The organism is Aliarcobacter trophiarum LMG 25534, from assembly GCF_003355515.1.
Taxonomy (GTDB): domain Bacteria; phylum Campylobacterota; class Campylobacteria; order Campylobacterales; family Arcobacteraceae; genus Aliarcobacter; species Aliarcobacter trophiarum.
Map to the genome: position 1 here is coordinate 978,458 of NZ_CP031367.1, position 22,740 is coordinate 1,001,197.

At 26.8% G+C, this 22,740-nt stretch carries 17 protein-coding genes; 11 read left to right on the plus strand and 6 right to left on the minus strand.

From position 1 onward, the window contains the following. Positions 1-4 precede the first annotated feature (4 nt). From ATR_RS05035 to folP, 4 genes are read left to right on the plus strand one after another with little or no spacing between them, the layout of a single operon-like run. Entirely contained in the window at positions 5-1,216 is a 1,212-nt protein-coding gene (locus ATR_RS05035; RefSeq protein ID WP_115428387.1) for an aspartate kinase, read from the plus strand. Then, a complete protein-coding gene (locus ATR_RS05040; protein ID WP_228254196.1) occupies positions 1,194-1,769 on the plus strand; it encodes a HobA family DNA replication regulator in 576 nt (191 codons plus the stop codon). The genes ATR_RS05035 and ATR_RS05040 overlap by 23 nt, the downstream gene beginning before the upstream one ends. 1 nt (position 1,770) lies before the next feature. Next, positions 1,771-2,388, plus strand: a complete 618-nt coding sequence (locus ATR_RS05045) for a DNA polymerase III subunit delta' (protein WP_179948449.1) — start codon at positions 1,771-1,773, stop codon at positions 2,386-2,388. A gap of 3 nt (positions 2,389-2,391) precedes the next feature. After that, positions 2,392-3,531: a dihydropteroate synthase gene (gene folP, locus ATR_RS05050; RefSeq protein WP_115428390.1), complete on the plus strand. Its 1,140-nt coding sequence runs from the start codon at positions 2,392-2,394 to the stop codon at positions 3,529-3,531. A gap of 4 nt (positions 3,532-3,535) precedes the next feature. Here the strand turns inward: folP and ATR_RS05055 are convergent, their stop codons facing one another. From ATR_RS05055 to ATR_RS05065, 3 genes are read right to left on the minus strand one after another with little or no spacing between them, the layout of a single operon-like run. Next, complete coding sequence (locus ATR_RS05055; RefSeq protein ID WP_235657209.1) at positions 3,536-4,240, minus strand: anaerobic ribonucleoside-triphosphate reductase activating protein; 705 nt, start codon at positions 4,238-4,240, stop codon at positions 3,536-3,538. Continuing rightward, a complete protein-coding gene (nrdD, locus tag ATR_RS09935) occupies positions 4,191-4,355 on the minus strand; it encodes an anaerobic ribonucleoside-triphosphate reductase (RefSeq protein ID WP_115428392.1) in 165 nt (54 codons plus the stop codon). The genes ATR_RS05055 and nrdD overlap by 50 nt, the downstream gene beginning before the upstream one ends. Further along, positions 4,333-6,447, minus strand: coding sequence for a ribonucleoside triphosphate reductase (locus tag ATR_RS05065; RefSeq protein WP_115428393.1), 2,115 nt, complete (start codon positions 6,445-6,447; stop codon positions 4,333-4,335). The genes nrdD and ATR_RS05065 overlap by 23 nt, the downstream gene beginning before the upstream one ends. 256 nt (positions 6,448-6,703) lie before the next feature. On the opposite strand from ATR_RS05065, the gene argF reads away from it, so the two are divergent. From argF to ATR_RS05080, 3 genes are read left to right on the plus strand one after another with little or no spacing between them, the layout of a single operon-like run. Beyond that, entirely contained in the window at positions 6,704-7,672 is a 969-nt protein-coding gene (argF, locus tag ATR_RS05070; protein ID WP_115428394.1) for an ornithine carbamoyltransferase, read from the plus strand. Continuing rightward, on the plus strand, positions 7,673-9,040 hold the full coding sequence (gene hemN / locus ATR_RS05075; RefSeq protein WP_115428395.1) for an oxygen-independent coproporphyrinogen III oxidase: 1,368 nt from the start codon (positions 7,673-7,675) through the stop codon (positions 9,038-9,040). It begins immediately after the preceding gene. A 26-nt stretch (positions 9,041-9,066) separates the two neighbouring features. Continuing rightward, positions 9,067-10,188 (plus strand): hypothetical protein, encoded by a 1,122-nt coding sequence (locus tag ATR_RS05080; RefSeq protein ID WP_152031131.1) that lies wholly within the window; start codon positions 9,067-9,069, stop codon positions 10,186-10,188. 6 nt (positions 10,189-10,194) lie between these two features. Here ATR_RS05080 and ATR_RS05085 read toward each other — a convergent pair whose 3' ends face one another. Then, entirely contained in the window at positions 10,195-11,175 is a 981-nt protein-coding gene (locus tag ATR_RS05085) for a diaminopimelate dehydrogenase (protein WP_115428397.1), read from the minus strand. Positions 11,176-11,319: 144 nt separating this feature from the next. Here ATR_RS05085 and ATR_RS05090 point away from each other — a divergent pair, with 144 nt between their 5' ends. The 3 genes from ATR_RS05090 to ATR_RS05100 all read left to right on the plus strand — a co-directional run bounded on the left by ATR_RS05090 (position 11,320) and on the right by ATR_RS05100 (position 16,425). Continuing rightward, positions 11,320-12,111, plus strand: coding sequence for an ABC transporter ATP-binding protein (locus ATR_RS05090; protein ID WP_115428398.1), 792 nt, complete (start codon positions 11,320-11,322; stop codon positions 12,109-12,111). 58 nt (positions 12,112-12,169) lie between these two features. Further along, complete coding sequence (locus ATR_RS05095) at positions 12,170-15,043, plus strand: DUF748 domain-containing protein (RefSeq protein ID WP_115428399.1); 2,874 nt, start codon at positions 12,170-12,172, stop codon at positions 15,041-15,043. 98 nt (positions 15,044-15,141) lie between these two features. After that, positions 15,142-16,425: a hemolysin family protein gene (locus ATR_RS05100; protein WP_115428400.1), complete on the plus strand. Its 1,284-nt coding sequence runs from the start codon at positions 15,142-15,144 to the stop codon at positions 16,423-16,425. Between the two features lie 13 nt (positions 16,426-16,438). On the opposite strand, the gene ATR_RS05105 is transcribed toward ATR_RS05100, so the two are convergent. Beyond that, a complete protein-coding gene (locus tag ATR_RS05105) occupies positions 16,439-18,640 on the minus strand; it encodes an endonuclease MutS2 (protein ID WP_115428401.1) in 2,202 nt (733 codons plus the stop codon). A gap of 45 nt (positions 18,641-18,685) precedes the next feature. Further along, positions 18,686-21,427, minus strand: coding sequence for a YhdP family protein (locus tag ATR_RS05110; protein ID WP_128997249.1), 2,742 nt, complete (start codon positions 21,425-21,427; stop codon positions 18,686-18,688). 292 nt (positions 21,428-21,719) lie between these two features. Between ATR_RS05110 and mltG the strand changes: the two genes are divergently transcribed. Beyond that, positions 21,720-22,625, plus strand: a complete 906-nt coding sequence (gene mltG, locus ATR_RS05115; RefSeq protein ID WP_235657210.1) for an endolytic transglycosylase MltG — start codon at positions 21,720-21,722, stop codon at positions 22,623-22,625. Positions 22,626-22,740: the final 115 nt, after the last annotated feature.

Genomic DNA, 22,740 nt, shown 5'->3' on the forward strand with positions numbered 1-22,740 from the left:
ATAGATGTTAAAAGTTTTGAAGTTTGGTGGAACAAGTGTTGGAACACTTGATAGAATTGCGAATGTTGCACAAATTATTAAAAAAATAAGAGATGAAGGTCACGATGTTATAGCTATTGTTTCAGCTATGAGTGGTGAAACAAACAAGTTAATAGAGTATGCTGAATACTACACAAAAACACCAGAATTAAAAGAGATGGATATGCTTTTAAGTTCAGGAGAGAGAGTGACTTCAGCTCTTTTATCTATTGCTTTAAATAGTATTGGATATAAAACTATCTCTATGACAGGACGTGAAGCTGGAATTATGACAACAGACAGTCATACAAAAGCAAAGATTGAAAAAATAGATACAACAAAGATGAAACAAGCTTTAAATGATGGAAATATAATAATTGTTGCTGGATTTCAAGGAGTTACTATTGATGGCTCAAGAGTAACAACTTTGGGTCGAGGTGGAAGTGATTTAAGTGCAGTTGCAATTGCTGGAGCAATAAAAGCTGATGTTTGTGAGATTTATACTGATGTTGATGGAATTTATACAACTGATCCTAGAATTGAACCAAAAGCTAAAAAGTTAGAAAAAATATCTTATGATGAGATGTTAGAACTTGCAAGTTTAGGTGCAAAAGTTTTACAAAACAGATCAGTAGAAATGGCAAAAAAACTAAATGTAAATTTAGTATCAAGAAGTAGTTTTACACCCGATATAGAAGGGACTTTAATAACAAATGAAGAGGAAATAATGGAAAAACCTATAGTAAGTGGAATAGCTTTAGATAAAAATCAAGTAAGAGTTGGAATGTATGGTGTTGTTGATAAGCCAGGAGTTGCTAGTGCTATTTTTACAGCTCTTGCAGATGCAAACATCAATGTTGATATGATTGTTCAAACAAGAGGGCTTGATGGAACAACAGATTTAGACTTTACAATTCCTACAACAGATTTAGAAATTTGTAAAAAAGTTATGGATCAATTTAGAGCACAAGCAAAAAATATAGATTACAATGAAGCAATTTGTAAAGTTTCAATAGTTGGTGTTGGTATGAAATCAAACACAGGGGTTGCTTCAAAAGCATTTACTGCTATGGCGAGTGAAAATATTAATATAAGAATTATCTCTACAAGTGAGATAAAAATATCTATGATTATTGAAGAAAAATATGCAGAGTTAGCAGTTCGAGCTTTACATGATGCATACGAGCTGGACAAATAATTTGCAAGAGTTTTTAAATTGGACAGTTGAGACAATCCGAGAAGATAAGCTTTTGTCTCCTTGGTTGGAAGAGAAAAAGTTTGAATGGGCACCATTAGTATCAAAAAATATCACAAATATTTTGGATAAAAGCTACTCTGTTTTAATTATCACAGATAAAGAGAGAGATTGGTTTTTAAACTATATTTTGTCAAATATAAACTCTTCTAAGCTCAATAGGCCATTTTTACCATTTTATGATTTTAGTTCATTTTTTAAAAATCTTGATCATATAAAATCAGAAGATGATATTTCAAATATTAAAGATATGCTACAAATCTCTTTTCCAAACGGATACTGTTTTTGGTATATCGGTAAAAGCCAAGATAATAGATCTACTCTTGCAAAAATTACAAAAAGCTCTTTTTTATGGATTTTTGATGAAGAGAGACAAGGTTCTTTAAACTTAAAATCAAATGATATAGCACTTGATATGAAGCTTTTAGAACTATTTAGATTATATAATAAAACTTTAAGTGCAGCACTTTTTGCAAATATAAATGTAGAGAATTAATTTGGAAATAGCTACAAAATCTTCAATCTTAATTGTAAACAATGTTGAAGAGAGCTTAAGTAAAATTTTAGCTATCTATCCTACTCATCAAACAAGAGTTATAAAAAATGAAGAGAAAGATGAGTTTCAAATAGAACAAGCTAATAAAGCTCTAAAAGAGGCATATATTGCTTCAAATGAGACTAAATATATATTTTTATGTGGTGCTACATTTAGAGTTGAAGCTCAAAATGCTCTTTTGAAGCTTTTAGAAGAACCCCCAGCGAATATAGTTTTTATTCTTTTGATTTCTTCAAAAAACTCTTTACTTCCAACTATCTATTCAAGATTGCCATATATAAATCTAAAAAAAAGCATAGAAAAAGAGGATATTGAACTAAATATAAAGAAATTAGATTTAAAAGATATATATAGTTTTATAAAAAATAGTCAAAAAATTACAAAAAATGAAGCCATAAATATTGTTGAAACTATTTTAATAAAAGCAAATAGAGAAAAAGTCAAATTTAACCAAAAAGAGTTAGATGTATTTTTTAAATCTATAAAACTTTTGGAGTTAAATTCAAAACCAACTACAGTTTTAAGCTATCTTCTTCTATCTATTTTGGAAAAAGAGTAAAAAATGAAGATATATAAATTAGCTTTAAATGATATTAAAAAATTTTTATACAGCTTAGATTGTGATAAAAGTGGTATTGCTATTATGTCAAAAAAAGCAAAAATTCATACACTTTTTATAAAAGACTTACATGTTGGAGCTGCAAATATACTTAAGCAAGATGCCCTTAGTATTGGAGCTGATTTAGCAGTTCCTGAGGGGGTTATAGTTGCAAAAGAGAGATATGTAAATGCCCTACTCCTAGGTACTACAAAACATTTTGAAATTTTGAGTAGAAAAGAGTTAGCACAACCATTTGGGCTTAAAGAGTTAGCAAAGAATTTAAAAGATTTTGTAAAAGAGCAAAAGTTTTCTACAAAAATAATGGGTGTTTTAAATGCAAATGAGGACTCATTTTTTAAAAATAGTAGATTTGATAACTCAAATGCTTCTCAAAGAATAGAGAAAATGATTGAAGATGGTGCAAATATCATAGATATTGGTGCAGCTTCAAGCAGACCTGGAAGTTTGCCAATAAGCTGTGATGAAGAGCTAAATAGAGTAAAAGATATTGTACAAACTATTTATAAGAATAGGTTTTTTGAAAAGGTTGATTTCTCTATTGATTCCTTTTCTCCAAAGGTTATAGAGTATGTTTTAGAAAATGGTTTTAAAATTGTAAATGATATTACAGGTTTACAAAATGACGAAGTTTGTAGCTTAGTAGCAAAATATAAAGCTCAAGCAGTTATTATGCATATGCAAAACAATCAAACAAATATGCAAGAAAAGCCATATTATGAAGATATTATGCTTGATATTGATGATTTTTTTAAACAAAGAGTTGAAAAAGCAAAGAGTTTTGGAATAGAAGATATTGTTTTAGACGTAGGAATTGGATTTGGAAAAACTTTAGAGCATAATTTAAAACTTCTTAAAAATCTTGAACACTTTAATCATTTTGGCTACCCTCTTTTAATTGGAGCTAGTAGAAAGTCTATGATAGATATGATTACTAAATCAGCTATTGAAGATAGACTTAGTGGAACTTTAGCTATTCATCTTGAAGCTTTAAAAAATGGTGCTAGTATAATAAGATGTCATGATGTAAAAGAGCACTTTCAAGCAATAAGAGTTTTTGAAGCTATAAATGAGATAAATTAAAATTCTAATTTCTAAACTCGATTTTTAATAAATCTTCTCTTATTTTCTCTTTTTCTAGTACTTTTTTTTGAGTAATATTCCCAATATTTGAAGGGGTTATTAAAAAGTTTTGAATATAAAAAATCCCTTTATATCCCACATTATATGCCGTTTCTATCATAATATTTATATCTTTAGAATCTAGTAAATCTGCATTTATAGTAGCTCTTAACTCAAAAGGAAAAGATATTTTTATAAGATAAGTTAAAGTTTCAAAAAACTTATGATAAGAGTTTTTTTGAGTAATATTTTCATATTTATCTTTTGTAGCCTTAAAATCAAGAGCTATAAAATCTATTAAATCTTCAGTTAAAAGCTCTTTTATATGTTTAAAGTTTACTCCATTTGTATCAAGTTTTATTTTAAATCCCAGTTTTTTAAGCTCTACACAAAATGGTTTTAAATCATGCATAGTAGCTTCTCCACCACTTAATACAACCGCTGTTAATAAACCAGTTCTCTTTCTTAAAAATTCTAAAATATCATTATGAGAAAAACTACCTTGTTTGCTAAAAACAATATTATCATTATAACAGTAACTGCATCTGAGATTACAAGAAATATGCCAAACTATACAGGCAATTTCGCCTATATAGTCACTCGTAGAGAATTTTGTGAAACTATAAACAATCTTTTTGTTCAATAAATTTAACTCTTTGTCTATGTTCACCTTTTTTCCCTATATTAAAACTTTCAACTGGTCTATGGTAACCCATAACCCTAGTATATACTATACATTTTGTTCTCTTTTCCATATTTTTTTCAAGCAATTTTATTTTTTCCATTTTTTAACTCCTTTTTTAAAATTTCATCATCACATTTTGGGCAATACTCATGTTCACCCACCAAATAGCCATGAATTGGGCATACACTAAAAAGTGGCGTAATCGTAATATATGGCAATCTAAAGCTACTTATCACATTTTTTACAAGTTTTTTACAAGCATTTGGGCTTGAGATTTTCTCTTTCATATATAAGTGAAGTACTGTTCCACCTGTATATTTACACTGTAAGTTATCTTGTAGTTCTAAAGCTTCAAAAGGATCATCTGTAAAATCAACTGGTAACTGTGAAGAGTTCGTATAATAGATATTTTTTTGCTCTCCAGCTTGAATAATATCTGGGTATCTTTTTATATCTTCTTTTGCAAACCTATATGTAGTTCCCTCTGCTGGAGTTGCTTCAAGATTGTATAAGTTTCCAGTTCGTTCTTGGTACTCAACCATCTTTGCTCTCATAAAATCTAAAATCTCTGTGGTAAATTCTATACCTTTTTGTGTTGATAAATCAAAATCTTCATCAAAAAGGTTTTTAAGCATTTCATTTATTCCATTTACTCCAATAGTTGAAAAATGGTTATTAAAGTGTGGTAAATATCTTTTTGTATAAGGATAAAGCCCTCTATCATACATCTCTTGTACAAAAACTCTCTTTTTTTCTAAACTATCTTTTGCCAAATCCATTAGCTCTTCAATTCGTGCATATAATCCTTTTGTATTATTTTTATATAAATATCCAAGCCTTGCCATATTAATTGTAACAACTCCAATACTTCCAGTCATCTCAGCACTTCCGAAAAGTCCACCACCTCTTTTTAAGAGCTCTCTTAAATCTAATTGAAGACGACAACACATACTTCTTACATGTCCTGGTTTATAGGCTTCTTCATTTGCTATTAAATTCCCATTTATATCTTTTTTATATTGACTTCCTACAAAATTTTGAAAGTAACTACTCCCTACTTTTGCAGTATTTTCAAATAAAATATCTGTATTCTCTCCATCCCAATCAAAATCTTCCGTGATATTTACTGTTGGAATTGGAAAAGTGAATGGTTGTCCTGTTTTATCACCCTCTGTCATAATTTCATAATAAGCTCTATTTATAGCATTCATCTCTTTTTGAAAATGTTTATATGTAAGCTTCTCAAAACTATCAGCACCTCTATTTTTTGCCTCTGTTAAAAGCTCACTATCTTCTAAATCTCTTAAAAGATGTTTTTGATTTCGTGTAGGAATTTGCTCTTTTAAATCCTCTGGAACAGTCCAATCTATTGTAATATTTGTAAATGGGCTTTGCCCCCAACGTGCTGGAACATTTAAGTTATAAATAAAGCTTCTAATGGCTTTTTTAATCTCATTAAACTCTAGTTTATCTTTAAAAACATAAGGAGCCAAATATGTATCAAAAGAGCTAAAAGCTTGAGCCCCAGCCCACTCACTTTGAAGTATTCCTAAAAAATTTGCCATTTGACCCAAAGCTTCTCTAAAGTGATTTGGAGCTTTACTTTCAACCCTTCCTCTTACTTCATTAAATCCTTCATCAAGTAAAACTCTCAAACTCCAACCTGCACAATATGCACTTAGACAATCTAAATCGTGAATATGAATATCTGCATTTCTATGAGCATATCCTTGCTCTTTTGTATATATTTTATCTAGCCAGTAGTTTGCTATTAGTTTTCCTGCACTATTGTTTATAAGTCCAGCATGTGAGTAGCCTGTGTTTGAATTTGCTTTTATTCTCCAATCTTCGCCATCTATATACTCTTGTATTGTTTGAGTTGAGTTTACATAAGTTGTATCCTCATTTAATCCTAAAATTTGCTCTCTTTGGATTTTATGAAGGTGTCTATAAAGCATAAAACTTTTCATTACAGTGAAATATTCACTTTTAAATAGCTCTTTTTCTATTAAATCTTGAATATCCTCAACAGCATTTATATTTTTACTCTTTATCTCAAATAAAACTGAAAAATAGATTGATTTATCATAATTGATATTTACACTCTTGAAAGCTTTTTTAATTGCATCTTCAATCTTAAAAGCTTCAAATTTCTCTTTTTTTCCATCTCTTTTTAAAATCTCTATTTGCATATATTTATCCTTTATATTCAAGGTGGAAGTTTAAAAAAGTTTATCTTAATAGCTTGTAAGCTAAAAAGTCACAAAAGTGTTATTATTTCATAAAAATATACTATATTTCAATCTATATTTTCTAGTATAAAAAGTACTATTTCAGCTAAAACAAAGATGAATAGATAATTTAAATCTCTATTTAAACTAAATATTAAGTTTTTATAAAGAAAAATTAACTAAAATATTGGCTTTTAATCCATATAAGGAAAATATTATGAGACACTTTTTAAGTTTAATGGACTTCTCAAAAGAGGAGATTTTAGAGATTTTAAATCTTGCAAAAAAGATAAAAGATAGAGCAAAGGCTGGAATTCACAAAGATTATATGCCAAAAAAAATATTAGGAATGATTTTTGAAAAAAGCTCAACAAGAACTAGAGTTTCATTTGAAGCTGGTATTTATGAGCTTGGTGGTGTTGGACTATTTTTATCATCAAATGATATACAACTAGGTCGAGGTGAGCCTATGAAAGACACTTCAAGAGTTATTTCAAGAATGGTAGATATGGTAATGATTAGAACTTTTGAGCAAGAAAAGTTAGAAGAGTTTGCAAAATATTCAAAAGTTCCTGTAATAAATGGTCTTACAGATAAACTTCATCCAATTCAACTAATGGCAGACTATCTAACAATTATGGAAGAAGGTCTTGATAAAAATTTAGTTGTTGCATATATTGGAGATGGAAACAATATGGCCCATTCATGGCTAAATATGGCAGCAAAATTAGGATTTGAACTAAGAGTTGCAACTCCAAAAAACTATCAAGTTGATAGAGATGTTTTAGAAGAAGCTTTAAAAGAAGCAAAAAAATCTGGTGCAAAAATTACAACTAGTTTTGATCCAAAAGTTGCTGTAAAAAATGCAACAGTTGTTACAACTGATACTTGGATATCAATGGGTCAAGAGAGTGAAAAAAATATGAGAATAAAAGATTTTAGTGGTTTTATCGTAGATGAAAACTTAATGAATCTTGCAGACAAAAAAGCTATATTTTTACACTGTTTACCAGCATATAGAGATTATGAAGTAAGTGAAGCAGTTCTTGAAGGAAAACAAAGTAGAGTATTTGAAGAGGCTGAAAATAGACTTCATGCACAAAAAGGAATTATGGTTTGGTTAGATAAGAAAAGAGATGAAAAGATAATAAGTAGTAAAAAAACAAAAAAAAGTGATAAAAAATAGATGATAGATTTTGCTAAATTTGTAAAATATTCAAAACCAGGACCTAGATATACTTCATATCCAACGGCACCTGAGTTTAGTGAAAAATTTACACAAGAAGATTTAAAAACTTACTTCAAAAATCAGGATAAAAATAGAAGTCTATCTTTATATATTCATCTTCCATTTTGTAGAAGTGCTTGTTATTTTTGTGGATGTAACACTATTTTTACATCTAAAGAGGATAAAAAAACAAGATATATTGAGTATTTAAAAAAAGAGTTAAATATTTTAAAAAAATATTTAGATACAAAAAGAGTTGTAACACAGATGCACTTTGGTGGTGGAACTCCAACTTTTTTTTCGCCTATTCAACTTGAAGATGTAATAAAAACTATAAAAAGTATTTTCCCAAATTTTAGTAGCGATGCAGAGCTATCTTGTGAAGTAGATCCTAGATACTTTACAAAAGAGCATATGGATGTTTTAAAAGCTGGTGGAGTAAATAGACTTAGTTTTGGAGTACAAGATTTAGATGAGACTGTTCAAAAAACAATTCATAGAATTCAACCTTTTGAGTTAACACAGAATGTTATAAAGATAGCCAGAGATGCTGGAATTAAATCAATAAATACTGATTTAATATATGGTTTACCACATCAAACAAAAGAGAGTTTCAAAAAAACTTTAGAAAAAATGTTAACTTTAGATGTTGATAGATTTGCAGTATTTAACTATGCCCATGTTCCATGGCTTATGAAAACTATGAGAAAGTTTGATGAAACAACTTTTCCATCTCCGCATGAAAAACTTGAAATGCTAAAAGACACAATAGATTTTTTTACACAAAATGGCTATAAAATGGTAGGAATGGACCACTTCGCAAAACCAGAAGATGAACTTTTTAAAGCTATAGAAAAAGGTGAACTTCATAGAAATTTCCAAGGATATACAACAAAAGGTGGAGCTGATTTAATAGGTATTGGTGTTACATCTATTGGAAATGGTGTTGATTATTATGCGCAAAATTTTAAAGATTTAGAAGATTGGGAAAAAGCTATTGATAATGGAGATTTGCCTATATTTAAAGGTTATAAATTAAGTGATGATGATATTCTTAGACAGTTTGTAATTATGGAACTTATGAGTAACTTCTCATTAAATATGAAAAAAGTAGAGAATGAGTTTAAAATATCTTTTAAAGAGTATTTTAAAGATGCCCTTTTAGCTTTAAAAGAGTTTGAAAATGCTAATTTAATAGAGATTTCAGATGATAAAATTGAAGTTTCTCAAACTGGCTCTATGCTTATTAGAAATATCTGCATGCCTTTTGATGCTTATTTAAACAAAATACCTGAAGATAAAAGAAGATTTTCTAAAACTATTTAGCAGCAATTGTTGGAAAAATGGGCTTTTTGCCTATTTTTTTAAGCAAACTTTCAAGAAAAATCAAGTTTAATCTTATATGCGATTTTTTTGGTGCTGTAGCACCATATCATATAGGGGAAAATATGGGAAAAGCTTCATTTAGTGTAGAAAAACTAACACAAATTTCACAATCACACATAAACAGAGAAAATGGTTTAAACTATAAAGTAGTAGATAATTCAAATACTAATAGTTTTAATAAATATTATGAATATGATGAGTTCTTACAAAAAGCACAAACTAGATACAAAGAGCATGTAAAACAAAATATGCAAAAAAGTGCGGTGGAAAATATTTTCCAAGAGGCTATAATCTCAATAGATATGCACCATAATTCAAATGATATTTTAGATCTCTTTTTTGAGTTAAAACAAGAGTTTGGTGGACATGAACTAATAAATCTGACAATTCATAAAGATGAAGGATATTTTACAAAAAACAATAAAGATTTTTATCCTCACAAAAATATATTAAAAAAAGATGATAATAACTGGTATATAACTAAAGATGGATTAAATGGAAAAAAAGATGAGGATTTTTCTATAAAGGTAGATATTTCTGAGTTCTCAACTATTTTAACTCCTCATGCTCATGCAATTTTCTCTATGTTTGACTTCTCATTAGGAAGAAATGCAAGAATGCAAAAAAAAGATATGATGGAAAGATTGAAATTCGTAGCTATTAATTTAAAAATGGATTATGCTCCTCAAAAAATATATTCAGCCATAAACAGTGATAATACATTTGAGAATGAAGAGGACTTAAAAGGTTTTGATAATCAAATATATCTACAAAATAAGAATTTATCTTATATAAATAATCAAGTTGCCAAAAAAGAGCTAGAGCTTGAAGAGCTAAATTCAAAATTAGCGAAACAATACTATATTTTAAATGATATTATAGATAAAGTTACAAAAAAAGAGAGTGAACTAAATGATTTAATAGTTCAAGTTCTTACAAAAAACGATACTTTAGATAGTTTAAGCCAAGATATTTATATAAAAAATGAGACAATTAACAATCTATCTTTGATAATAAGACAAAAAGAGTTTAAATTAGATGAGATAGATAATCAAATATATACAAAGACTCAAAGTATTGCAATGTAAAAGAGCTTATAAAAGCTCTTTTACTAATTGAATAGGTGATTTAGATGATAGTAAAATTGGTGCTACATCAAATACTGTTTTAGCTCCAAATTCACCTTTTAAAGCCATTTTGTGTGTAGCTCTAGCATAAGCTACAAGTACACTTGCTGTAAACTCAGGATTACTATCTAGTTTTAAAGCATATTCAATTACTTGATTTACACTATCACTTGATTTCCCACTTCGTATTACAAATCCTCCATGAGGCATAGTGTTGTGATTTTTATCAAACTCTTCTTGGCTTATAAAATTTACAGTTGTATCATATGGCTCAAAATAGTTTGGCATAGTTTTTATCTCATTTTCTACTTTTTTTGCATCTGCATCATCATTTAAAACTACAAAACACTCTCTTGTATGTTTATCTTTTGTACTTAAAGTAGGTCTTACTCCACTTCTCACTTTAGTAATAGCATCATTTGAAGGAATAGTATATTGAACTCCTGCTTTAACACCATTTACTCTTCTAATTGCATCTGAGTGTCCTTGGCTTAATCCTTTTCCCCAAAATGTATAAGTATCTCCATCTGGTAAAAGAGCTTCTCCATATAATCTATTTATTGAGAACATTCCAGGATCCCAGCCAACAGAAATCATCCCTATTTTTTTATTTTTTTGGCAAGATTTATCAACATTTTCAAAATATTCAGGAATTTTTGCATGATTATCGTAGCTATCAACTATATTAAAATGTTCTGCAAAAAGAGGTCCTTGTATAGGTAAATCATCTTTTGAGCCACCACATAAAATTAAAACATCTACTTTATCTTTATAATCTAATATATTATCTAACGAAAACACTGGAGTATTTATTGTAGTTACACTTTTTGGGTCTCTTCTTGAAAAAACCGCCACCAAACTTATATCAGGATTTTTTAAAATAGAAAGTTCAACACCTCTTCCTAAATTTCCATATCCAACAATTGCAACTTTAATCTGATTATTCATGCTAAACGCTCCTTTAGAAGTTGTAAGTTTTTTTGATTTTTATATATATCAAAAAATTTCGGCAATATTGTACTATTAAAAAACTTAATAAAATAGTTAGTACTCTTATTGTAAAATGGCTATTATCCAATCTTAGGAGCAAGTATGTATATAATAGAATTCGAAAATATCGATGTTGGATATGATGAAAATATTATTTTAAAAGATATAAATTTAAAAATAAAAAGTGGAGAGCATTTTGCAATTTTAGGAGCAAATGGGAGTGGAAAATCAACTTTAATGAAACTAATCCAGTCACAAATTCACCCAAGACATACTAAAAATTTTAAAAAAGAGATTTTTGGAAAAAAGAATTACTCTATATTTGAACTAAGGAAAGAGCTAGGAATTATAACAAATGATTTACATAATTACTTCGAAAAAGAGGCTTCATATATGAGTGGATTTGAAGTAGTTTTAAGTGGTTTTTATGGTTCTATAGGGATTTTTACACATCAAGATTTTACAAAACAACAGATAAAAAAAGCTCTTGAAGTTATGAAATTTTTAGAGATTTTTGATTTAAAAGATAAAAAAGTATCCTCTATGAGTACAGGACAACTACGAAAATGTATAGTTGGAAGGGCTTTAATACATGAGCCAAAAGCCTTTGTTTTGGACGAACCAACCGTTGGGCTTGATATAAAAGCACAAATAAATTTTATAAAACTACTACAAAAGCTATCACTAAAAGCAACAATTATTTTAGTAACTCACCATCTTGAAGAGATATTTTCTGAAATAAAGAATGTAGCTTTGATTTATAATCAAACTATATTTAAAATTGGTAAAAAAGAGGAAATCTTAAATAGTGAAAACCTAAGCACTATTTTTGATATAAAACTTGAAGTAAAAGAGAAAAATAAAAGATACTATATTGAAACTGCTTTACAATAAATTGATTTATTACTATGCTATAATCTCAAAAAATAAACACACTTAAAGGAAAAGAAAAATGAAAGCTCTAAAAATCACATCTTATATAATAATAACACTACTATTTTTATATATTTTAAGTGGTTTTTTTCTACTTCCTTATATTGCAAAAAAAGAGATTATTAAAAATTTAGATGAAATTTTAATTACAAAAACAAAAATAGAAGATATTTATTTTAATCCACTAACTCTAAATTTGGAGATAAAAGATTTTACACTTTTAGATGATAAAGAGCAAAAAGTTCTAGGTTTGAAAAGCTTATTTATAGATTTTAGAGCTTTAAAGTCAATAGAAAAAAAACATATTCACATAAAAGATGTTGTACTTGAAGGAATTTATCTAAATATTATTGAAGAGAAAAAAGGTTTTTTTAATCTAGCAAATTTACTTAAACCAACAGATACAATAAAAGAAGAGACAAAAACTACAGAAACTGAAAAATTAATTGATTTTTTAGTTTCTAAAATAGTTTTAAAAGATGCAAATATTGATTTTACAAGTTTTACAGATAGTAAAAAATACAATCTATACCTAAAAGATATAAACTATACTATATATGATTTTGGAACATTTAAGAACTCTTTATCTTCAAATAATTTAGAGTTTAAATTAAATGAGAATACAGATATTAAAATATCTGGTGGTCTAAAAATTGACCCATTTATAGCTTATGGAAAGATTAATATCTCAAATTTAAAGATAAAAGAGCTTTTAGATTTTGATAAATCTCTTTTTAATTTTGAATTAAATCCTGAGGCAAATATAAATCTTGATTTAAACTATAATATTGATACAACAGATAATTTTAAACTATTTTTAAATAGTGATATTTTTGAGATAAATAATTTACAGTTGAAGCAAAATCAAAAAGAGATAGCTAGGTTAAATAAGCTAGATTTAAAATATTTTTCATTTGATTTAAACAATCAAGAGTTAAATTTTAAAGATTTATATATAAAAGATTTGTATGCAAATATGATTTTGGATAAAGCAGGAGTTAATTTTGCAAACCTTTTAAAAGTCCAAAAAGATGAAGAAGAGATAAAAAATAGTAAAGAAAATAGTAATAATGATAGCAAACCGTGGAAAATAAATTTAGATAATATAAATCTAAATGCAAACTATGATTTTGATGATATTTTAAATAATTCAAAGTTAAATATTAAAGATATAAAAGTAAAAACTTCAAATATAAATATTATTAATAATAAGATAAATATTAAAGGTGCTAATTTAGTTACTTCTATTACAAAATACCTTGATAAAAAGAATAAATTAAATATTAGCTCAAATAAAACAGATTTAAAAAGTGATGATATTTTTATAAATGGTTCAAAAATTGAAGTAGTAAATTCAGCTTTAAAGAAAGATAAAATAATATTTGAAGATGAGAAATTAAAAATGAAAATTGCTACAAATAATATAGAATTAAAATTATCAAAGCTATCGATTTTTGATGAAATATCTTTCGATTTATCAAATATAATTTTAAATGATCTCCTACTAGAAGATAAAAATAACAACTTCTCAATTAGTTCTAAAAGTAGTAAACTAAAAGTAAATAACTTTTTATTGGATAAACAAAACAATATTTCTATAGATAAAAGTGAACTGTATGATACAAATGTTAATTTTTTTGATACAAATAGCTCTTTTGATATAAGTACAAAAAATACAAACTTAAAAATATCAAACTTTAATCTAAAAAAAGATTCAATAATCTTTGGTCAAATCTTATTAAAAGAGCCTAAAATAGATATTTTAAATGTAGCTAGTAAACTCAAAATAGAAGCTAAAAATATAGATCTTGACCTAAGAAAATTAATTAGCAAAAATAGTTTTTTTAAAATTGAAAAAACAAATTTAAATAATCCACATATCTCTATAGTTTTAGCAAAAACTACTCAAAAAAATGGTGAGATAAAAGAGAAAGAAGAGCAAGAAGAGATTAATAATAGAAAAAAAACGAGATTTAATCTAGGACCTATTAATATAAACAATATGACTTTAGATTTTGAAGATAAAAATCTAGCAATTCCTTTTAAAACAACAATTTCAAAATTAAAAGGTGAAATATCAGAAATAAAAAATAAAAATAAAAGTAGTTCAGAACTTGAAATAAATGGTATTGTAGATGAATATGGAGTTGCTAAAATAACAGGTATAGTAAATCCAAATAATATAAAAATTCTAACTGATATAAATATGAAGTTTAATAATATCTCTATGAAGAATTTTACACCATATACTGCAAAATTTGTTGGTAGAACAATAAAAGATGGAAAATTGGAACTTGATTTAAACTACAATATTAGCCAATCTAATTTAAAAGCAAAAAATAATATTGTAATTAAAAAGCTAGTTTTAGGTGATAAGGTGGAAGACCCTGAAGCTATCTCTTTGCCTTTAGATTTAGCAATTACTCTTCTTGAAGATAGTTCAAAAACAATTGATATTAATCTTCCTGTTTCTGGGAATGTTGATGACCCACAATTCTCTATTGCAGCAATAGTTTGGAAAGCATTTATAAATCTTATTACAAAAGCAATTACAGCACCATTCTCACTTATTGGAAGTTTATTTAATTTTAGTGAAGATGAGATAAATAGTGTAGATTTTAATTTAAAAGAGAGTGAGATAACTCCTGTTCAAAAAGAGACTTTAGATAAAATAGCAATTATTTTAAAAAGTAAAAAAGAGTTTGCAATTAGTTTTTCTCCATCATTTGATGAGAAAAATGAAAAAGAGGCAATTGCTAAACAAAGAGCTTTAAATATTGAACAATATCTTTTAAATGATAAATCAATAGACAAAAAACAGGTTATTTTGGAAAAAGATATTAAAAAATCATCCCCAATTATTGAGCTAAATTTAAAAGCAATAAAACAGTGATTTAAAAGCTAAAATTAAGTCAATATGGTTTATATTTCTAGCCATAAATAAATTTAAATTAAAGGAAAAATTTGGATTCCGATATACAGTCCTATGTTATGCTTTTTACCGCACTTATCTTAGTGCTAATGAATGGATTTTTCGTTCTGTCAGAATTTGCTATTGTAAAAGTCAGGCGAACAAAACTTGAGGAATTTGTAAAACAAGGCAAAAAAAGTGCCTCTTTGGCATTAAAGATGTCAAACTCTCTTGATACTTATTTAAGTGCAACTCAACTTGGAATTACTTTTTCATCTTTAGCTTTAGGTTGGATTGGAGAACCCGCTCTTGCTAGATTAATTGAGTCAAATGTATCTTTTTTTGAGAATAATCCCGTATTGCTTCATACAATAAGCTTTACTATTGCCTTTTCAATTGTTACATTTTTGCATGTTGTTTTTGGTGAGATTGTTCCAAAATCTATAGCTATTGCAAAAGCTGAAGTTATGGTTTTATATATAGCTCGTCCTTTATATCTATTTTGGTTAGTTTTCTATCCACTTATTAGGTTTTTTGATATTGTTGCTGCTTCTGTTCTTAAAGGATTGGGAGTTAAGGCTGCAACAGAGCACGAATTAGCTCATTCAGAAGAAGAGCTTAGAATTATTGTAAATGAGAGCTTTAAAGGCGGGCATATTGATTCAGTTGAAAGTGAAATAATCAAAAATGCAGTTGATTTTTCAGAAACTGTTGCAAAAGAGATTATGACACCACGTAAAGATATGATGTGCTTAAACTCTGAAAAAAGTTTTGAAGAGAATATTCAAAGAGTTACATCAACAAAGCATACAAGATATCCATATTGCCATGGAGGAAAAGATAATATTGTAGGTATGGTTCATACTAGAGATTTATTAAATAATGCTCTTGAAAATAAAGAGATTGATATTTCAAAACTTGTAAGACCAATTATTATGGTGCCTGAAAACACTTCAATATCTGCAATTCTAACAAGAATGAATAAAAGTCGAATACATTTAGCATTAGTTGTTGATGAGTATGGAGGGACTTCAGGTCTTATTACTTTAGATGATATTATTGAAGAGATTATTGGTGAAACAAGAGATGAACATGACCCAAAAAATGAAACTATTAAAAAAATAGATGAAAATAGTTATGAACTAGATGGAATGGTTAATATTGAAAAAGTTGAAGAGATTTTAAATATAACTTTTGAAGAACCTGAAACATCTGTAACAATTGGAGGAAGAGTTTTTAATCTAATAGGAAGATTGCCATTTGAGGGTGAACTAATAGAAGACAAAGATTGTACTTACAAAATTCTAGAAGTAGGAAGTAATCGTATAAAAAGAATATTATGCGAAAAAAAGATTCAAGAGTAGTAAATCAATAGAGCTAAAGTTTTATAACTTTAGCCCCAAATCCACCACTACTTGGATGTGCATCTTCAAAGTTTTTTACTCTAGGATGCTTTTTTAAGAACTCTTTTACTGCAAACGCAAGTTTTCCTGTACCAATTCCGTGATAAACCAAAACCTCTTCAAATCCAGCAAGTAGTGCATCACTTAAAAATTTATCAAGATTTTCAATAGCCTCTTCTGCTCTTTGACCATGTAAATCAAGCTTTATATTTCCAGTTTCTGGTTTTTGTATAGTTACAACTGCTTTTTTTGTAGGTATTTTTGGTGGAGGATTTCCACTTCTACTTAAATCACTAAGCATAACTTGAACTTTCATTCCCATATCATTTTCAATAAAAGCTTTAGCTCCTTTTATTGAAACAATAGCTCCTTTGGTATTTCTATATTTTACCCTATCCCCAACTTTTAACTCCACTTTTTCTTGAACTTTTTCAACTTCTATCTCTTTTGCCATTTTATGTGAAATATTTAAGTGTTGATGAGATTGACTAACTAGCTTAGCTTTTATAGCTCTTTTTGCTTCATCTCTTGCATCTTTATACTCTTTATGAAGCTTTGATTTTTCGCTATAAATATGTAAATCTAAACTCTCTTTTTGCTCTTTTAAATTGTTTGTTAATCTTTTATAGTTCTCTATTTCGCTATCTAAAATTGCTATCTTCTGTTTATAATCTCTTTCTAATTCACTACTTCTTTCTATTAACTCATTTAATCTATCTTTATCTTCTCCATAAACCTCTTTTGCTCTTTTTACAACACCAGCTGGAATTTTATATCTCAAAGCTGTTTCAAAAGCATAAGATCTTCCAATAGTACCTTGCAAAAATTCATAAGTTGGTCTTTGATTCTCTTCATCATAAAGTGCTGCTATTAACTCAACATTTGGGTTTGAAGCCATTAATGCTGCCAATCTTTTGTGGTGTGTTGTGATTATAATTTTTATATCATTTTTAATTAAATCTTCAATAATTACCTTAAATAAGCTAGAAGCTTCATCTGAATCAGTTCCTAACTCTATCTCATCAACTCCAACTATTGCATTTTTAACCTCAAAAAGTTTAGAAAATTCTAACATTCTTCCAGCAAAAGTTGAAATGTCATTTTTTACACTTTGTGGGTCATCTAAAACTGCATTTATAGATTTAAAGTTACTTACAACTGTACTTTTATGAGTATTATAAGGAATAAGATATTTTGATAAAAAAATCGCACTTAAAATTGATTTTAACATCATTGTTTTTCCACCAGCATTAACTCCTGTTATCATAATAACACTTTTTGAAAAGTCAATAGTTATCGGTTTTGGATTGCTTAAAGCTGGATGACAAAAATCAACAAGTCTATTTTCATCTTTTTTTGATGGCAAAATAAAGTTTTTGTCCCCTATTTTTGCAAAGAATACCCTAGCTTGATAGTGATCAAATCTATCAAACTCTTTATTTATAAACTTCAGAAATAGAAGATTTTTCTCAAAAATATGAGAAATTTCTTTACAAAGTTTAAATAAAATCTCCTCTTGTCTATTTTTTAAATCACTCTGTTTCTCTTTTAAATCACTAACACTATGAGGAACTACATAAAAAAATCCTGAATTGGATCTTTCAATTACACTTCCACTAAGAGTATGATTAAATCCACCACGAACAAGTAAACACTCTTCTTGATTTATAAAATGAACCTGCATATCAACTAAATATGGTTTTATTTTTGAAGAGTTTATAAGTTTAAAGAGACTATGTTTTATCTCTTCTTTATTTTTATAAATTGCTTGTTTAATATTGTCATAATCCTCATTTATGCCCTCTTTTAGATTTGCTTTATCATCAAAATATTCACAAATCTTTAAAATATCAGCTGGAATTATAATTTTATCTATCCATTCAAAAAGTTTTCCTTCAAAATTGAACTTTTTTAAATATAAAAAATAGTTTATTATCTTTATAAATTCATAAATTTCATAAACTCTTAAAACACCCTGCTTTTGAATATGCACAAGTTGTGTATCAAGATTTTGTATGTTTAATGGTTGATTTATATTGTAGTTTGAAAGTTCACTTATGATTTTATAGTGAATATTTATATCACCCTCTAAAATTATAGATTTTTCTCTTGCAAAAAGTTTTGAAAAGTTTGCTATATAATCGCTTAAGTCTAGTTTTTTTATTAAATTTTCCATAGCAAAAATTATATCAAAATAGCTATAAGGATTTTATGAAAAATTCTACTTTTCATCACCTGTTTGATTTACTTTATTAAAATTATCTATTAAATTTGAAGGAGTAGTGAATACTCTTTTAAATATATTCAAAGGTGCATTAAAACCATCTTTAAAGAGATTTGTAGTAATTACTGGATCATTTAAATCTCCAGTTAATTGAATTTGTGTTTCAACTCTTTTTTCATCTCCTAATAAAATATAATTTACTATTGGAATATATTCAAATATAGATGAGTAGGTCTTTAGAAATATTAGATTTAATTTTACATTTAACTCTTTATTACCTAAATCTAATACTCCTTCTCCTTCAAAATCCATACCATTTCCAACTGTTTGCAAATCTTTTATATTAATTACATTTTTATCACTATCATAATCAAACTCAACTACACCCTCTTTTATCTTATAAATTCCCAACTTATTTAGACCAAAAACAGCAGGAATTGCTAAAAGAGGATTTATAAAAGCTGGTGAACTTTCAATAAAAAACATAATATTATTTAAAACACTCACATTTTTTAGACTACTATCTTCTACTAGTAATTTTCCTTTTATGCTTTTTGTAGTTCCATTTGCATAAAGATTTATACTCCCTCCATCTAAAATATTACTATTTGCAAAGGAGTTTATAAATTTTTCATTTAGTTTTGCTATATAAATATCTATATTTTCTCCTATATTTGTAAAACTTACTTTACTATCTTCAAACTCTAAATAGAAGAATTTTCTATCTTTATTGATATTTAACTCATAAAAATCTGCTAAAATTTTGTTTCTATTATCTATAACTATATTTGATTTTGTTCCTATAATACCTATATTTTCAGTATTCTCATGTATATTAATATATTTTGTATCATAATATATATCATAACCATCTAATTTTATAGTTATTTGTCCATCTTTAACTCTTAAAAAAATATCATCCGTTTTTGTATTTATATCCAAAATATTGTTTTTATATTTTCCTACAATATTTAACTCTTTTAGCTCTTGATTATCTTTTTTTATAGGTATATTTAAATCAGATAAAGTTGCATTAAAAGATATTAAATCTTTTTTTATAAATAAATCGGCAACTTTTATTTTATACTCTTCTTCATCGATAAACAATTTACAATTTTTCAAATCAATATTTGCATCAAAATCAAGCTTACTATTTTTAGTTAGATTACTATCAAAATATATCTCATATCCATCTAAAAATAGCGCTATATTATCTCTTAAATTCAATTTTATAGAGTTGTCTTGAGAAGAGATTTCTGTTCCTTCTTTATCAATGCTTCCATAAAATTCTAAACTATTTACATCTTTATTCTCTTTTTTTATAATGCTTGAAAAGCCACCAACAAAACCTTTAAAATCAATTTTATCCTTATCTATAATTTTTAAAGATATATTTCCATTTTTTATACTATTTTGTTTTAAAATATCTGAGTAGTTATATATTTTTGAAATATCACCTATATCTATAGTTAAAAACTTATCATATTTTATAGTTGTACTTAAATCTTTTAATAAAATATCTACATTTTTACTAAAATCCATAAGAATAAAACTATTTTTATTGTTAATATCTAAAACTTTTGAGCCATTATTATCTTTTATTAAAACTCTATTTATATATGCATTTCCATCTGCTTTTAGACTATTTAAGTCCAATTTTAAATCTGTTTTTGCATCTACAATATCTTGAAAAACAAAACTAGCATCTTTGATATACAACAAATTATTATCTAAAATAACTTTTGCACCATCTGTTTGAAAATCAAAACCAGAAATTGAAATATTTGATTTTTCTGCTATAAAAACTCCATTATAACCTATAGGCTTATCTTCTGCATAAGGAAAAGATAGAAGAAGTTTAGCCTCTGTTTCTCCATTTTTTTGCAAAACAGGAACAACTACATTATAAGCCTTTAAAATATCTAAAATATCTCTATCTAAAGAGCTCTTAGTCTCTATATTTACCAAAACCAAACCACTGTTTTCATCTGCAATATCTTTTATTGTCACAAAACTATTTTTAAGATTTTTCCCTTTATATATTGCATTGATTAAATTAAAATGTAAAGTGCTATTTTTGAAATTTACATCAACTCTACTTGTTTCTATCTCATCTAAACTATTTTCAAACCTTATTTTTGCATTTTGAATAAAAGCTTCACCTTGAAGAGTTTTCTCTATTATCTCATTTTTATTTAAATCAAATTCCCCATAAAACCAATCTAATTTGAAATCTCCTCTTACATTATCATACATCCAAGAGTTTGCAATATCTGGTAAATCAAGATATTTTTTTAAGAAATGTATATCTTTAAAGTAGTCACTTTTTATAAAAAATTTAACTACTCCTTTTGAAATATCAACATTTCCATTAATTATTAAATCTTCATAGTAAATATCACCAAAATATTTTAACTCTTCATAAAAATAGTCAATTCTAGCTTTTCCCTTAAATAAAATATTGTAATCTTTTAGGTATAAATTAATAATATCTAGTGAAACCTCTTTGGATAAAACATCTATTTTTGAGTCAAGTAAAAAAAACTTATTTTCGACACTTAAAACATCTTCATTAAATACTACTTTAACTACATTATCATTGATTGAAAGTTTTTCTATATTAATATTTTGGAACCATTTTAATACATTTGGTAAAATCTCTAAATTATTTTTTATATCCTCTATTGAACTATTTGTCGACTTTTTTTCTGATTTATATTCAATATTTTTAATATCCAAAATCAGTTTTTTATCCAATTTGATATAGAATTGCGAAATTTTAAAATTTAATAACTGAAAAGAGCTTATTTTGATACCTGAAAATAGAAGAGAAAATATCAACAATAAAATAGATGATAAGAGTAACAATACAAAAATTCTAATTTTTTTTAACACTTTATATTTATCCCTTATCTTTTGTATTGTTGTGCTTTATTATTTAAATTTACCAGTAGTTACAAATAAAATATTATTTATTCCCAAAGGTAGTACAACTAGTATTGTATCACACCTAAACAAAAATGGTTATGAAATGAATATAATTGATGAGGTTATTTTAAAATCTGGTGGTTTTATTCAAAGTGGTTGGATTGATGTTGAACAAACAAAATTAACTAAAATGGATTTTTTAATAAAACTTCTTACATCAAAGGCTGCTTTAAAAACAGTTACTTTAATTCCTGGTGAAACTTCACACTTTTTCTTAAAAAAAATTTCAACAGAATTTGCTTTAGATGAGAATAGACTTCAAAAAATTTACAATGAACACTCTTATAAACTAGATGGAAATATTTTAGCAGATAGCTACTCTTTACCAGTTGGAATGAGCGAGGAGTATATATTATTTTATCTATTTTCTCAAACAAACAAAAAATATGAAGAGTTCTCTAAAAAAATATTTGGACAATATGACAAAGAGAAATGGTATAGATATATAACTTTAGCTTCAGTTATACAAAAAGAAGCAGCAACAATAAATGAGATGCCAATAGTTGCCAGTGTAATTCACAATAGACTTAAAAAAAATATGGCACTTCAAATGGATGGAACACTAAACTATGGAAAATACTCAAACAGTGTTGTAACTGCTGATAGAATAAGAAATGATGAGAGTTCTTACAATACTTACAAAAATAGAGGTTTACCAAAAGATCCTGTTTGTGCGGTTAGTTTAGATTCAATAAAAGCTGCAATTTTTCCTGTAAAAAGTAACTATTTATATTTTGTAAGAGACAATAAAACAGGGCTCCATAAATTTTCAAATGATTATGAAACACATCAAAATAATATAAATGCGAATGTAGGAGTGGCAAAAACTTATACAAAAGTAAATGATAAACCAAGTGATATAGATAATGAAGCTATGGATATTATGAAAAATGATATTTCAAATCAAAAGGCACCTTCAATAAAAGATTTATTTAATAGTGTAAATTAAGATGTGAATATTTGAAACAATCAAATACTCACATCCTAAAATATAACTAAATTAAATATCTTTAAATATAAATCTAGTTACAATCTTGCCATATCAAATTTAAAATTTAGGATAA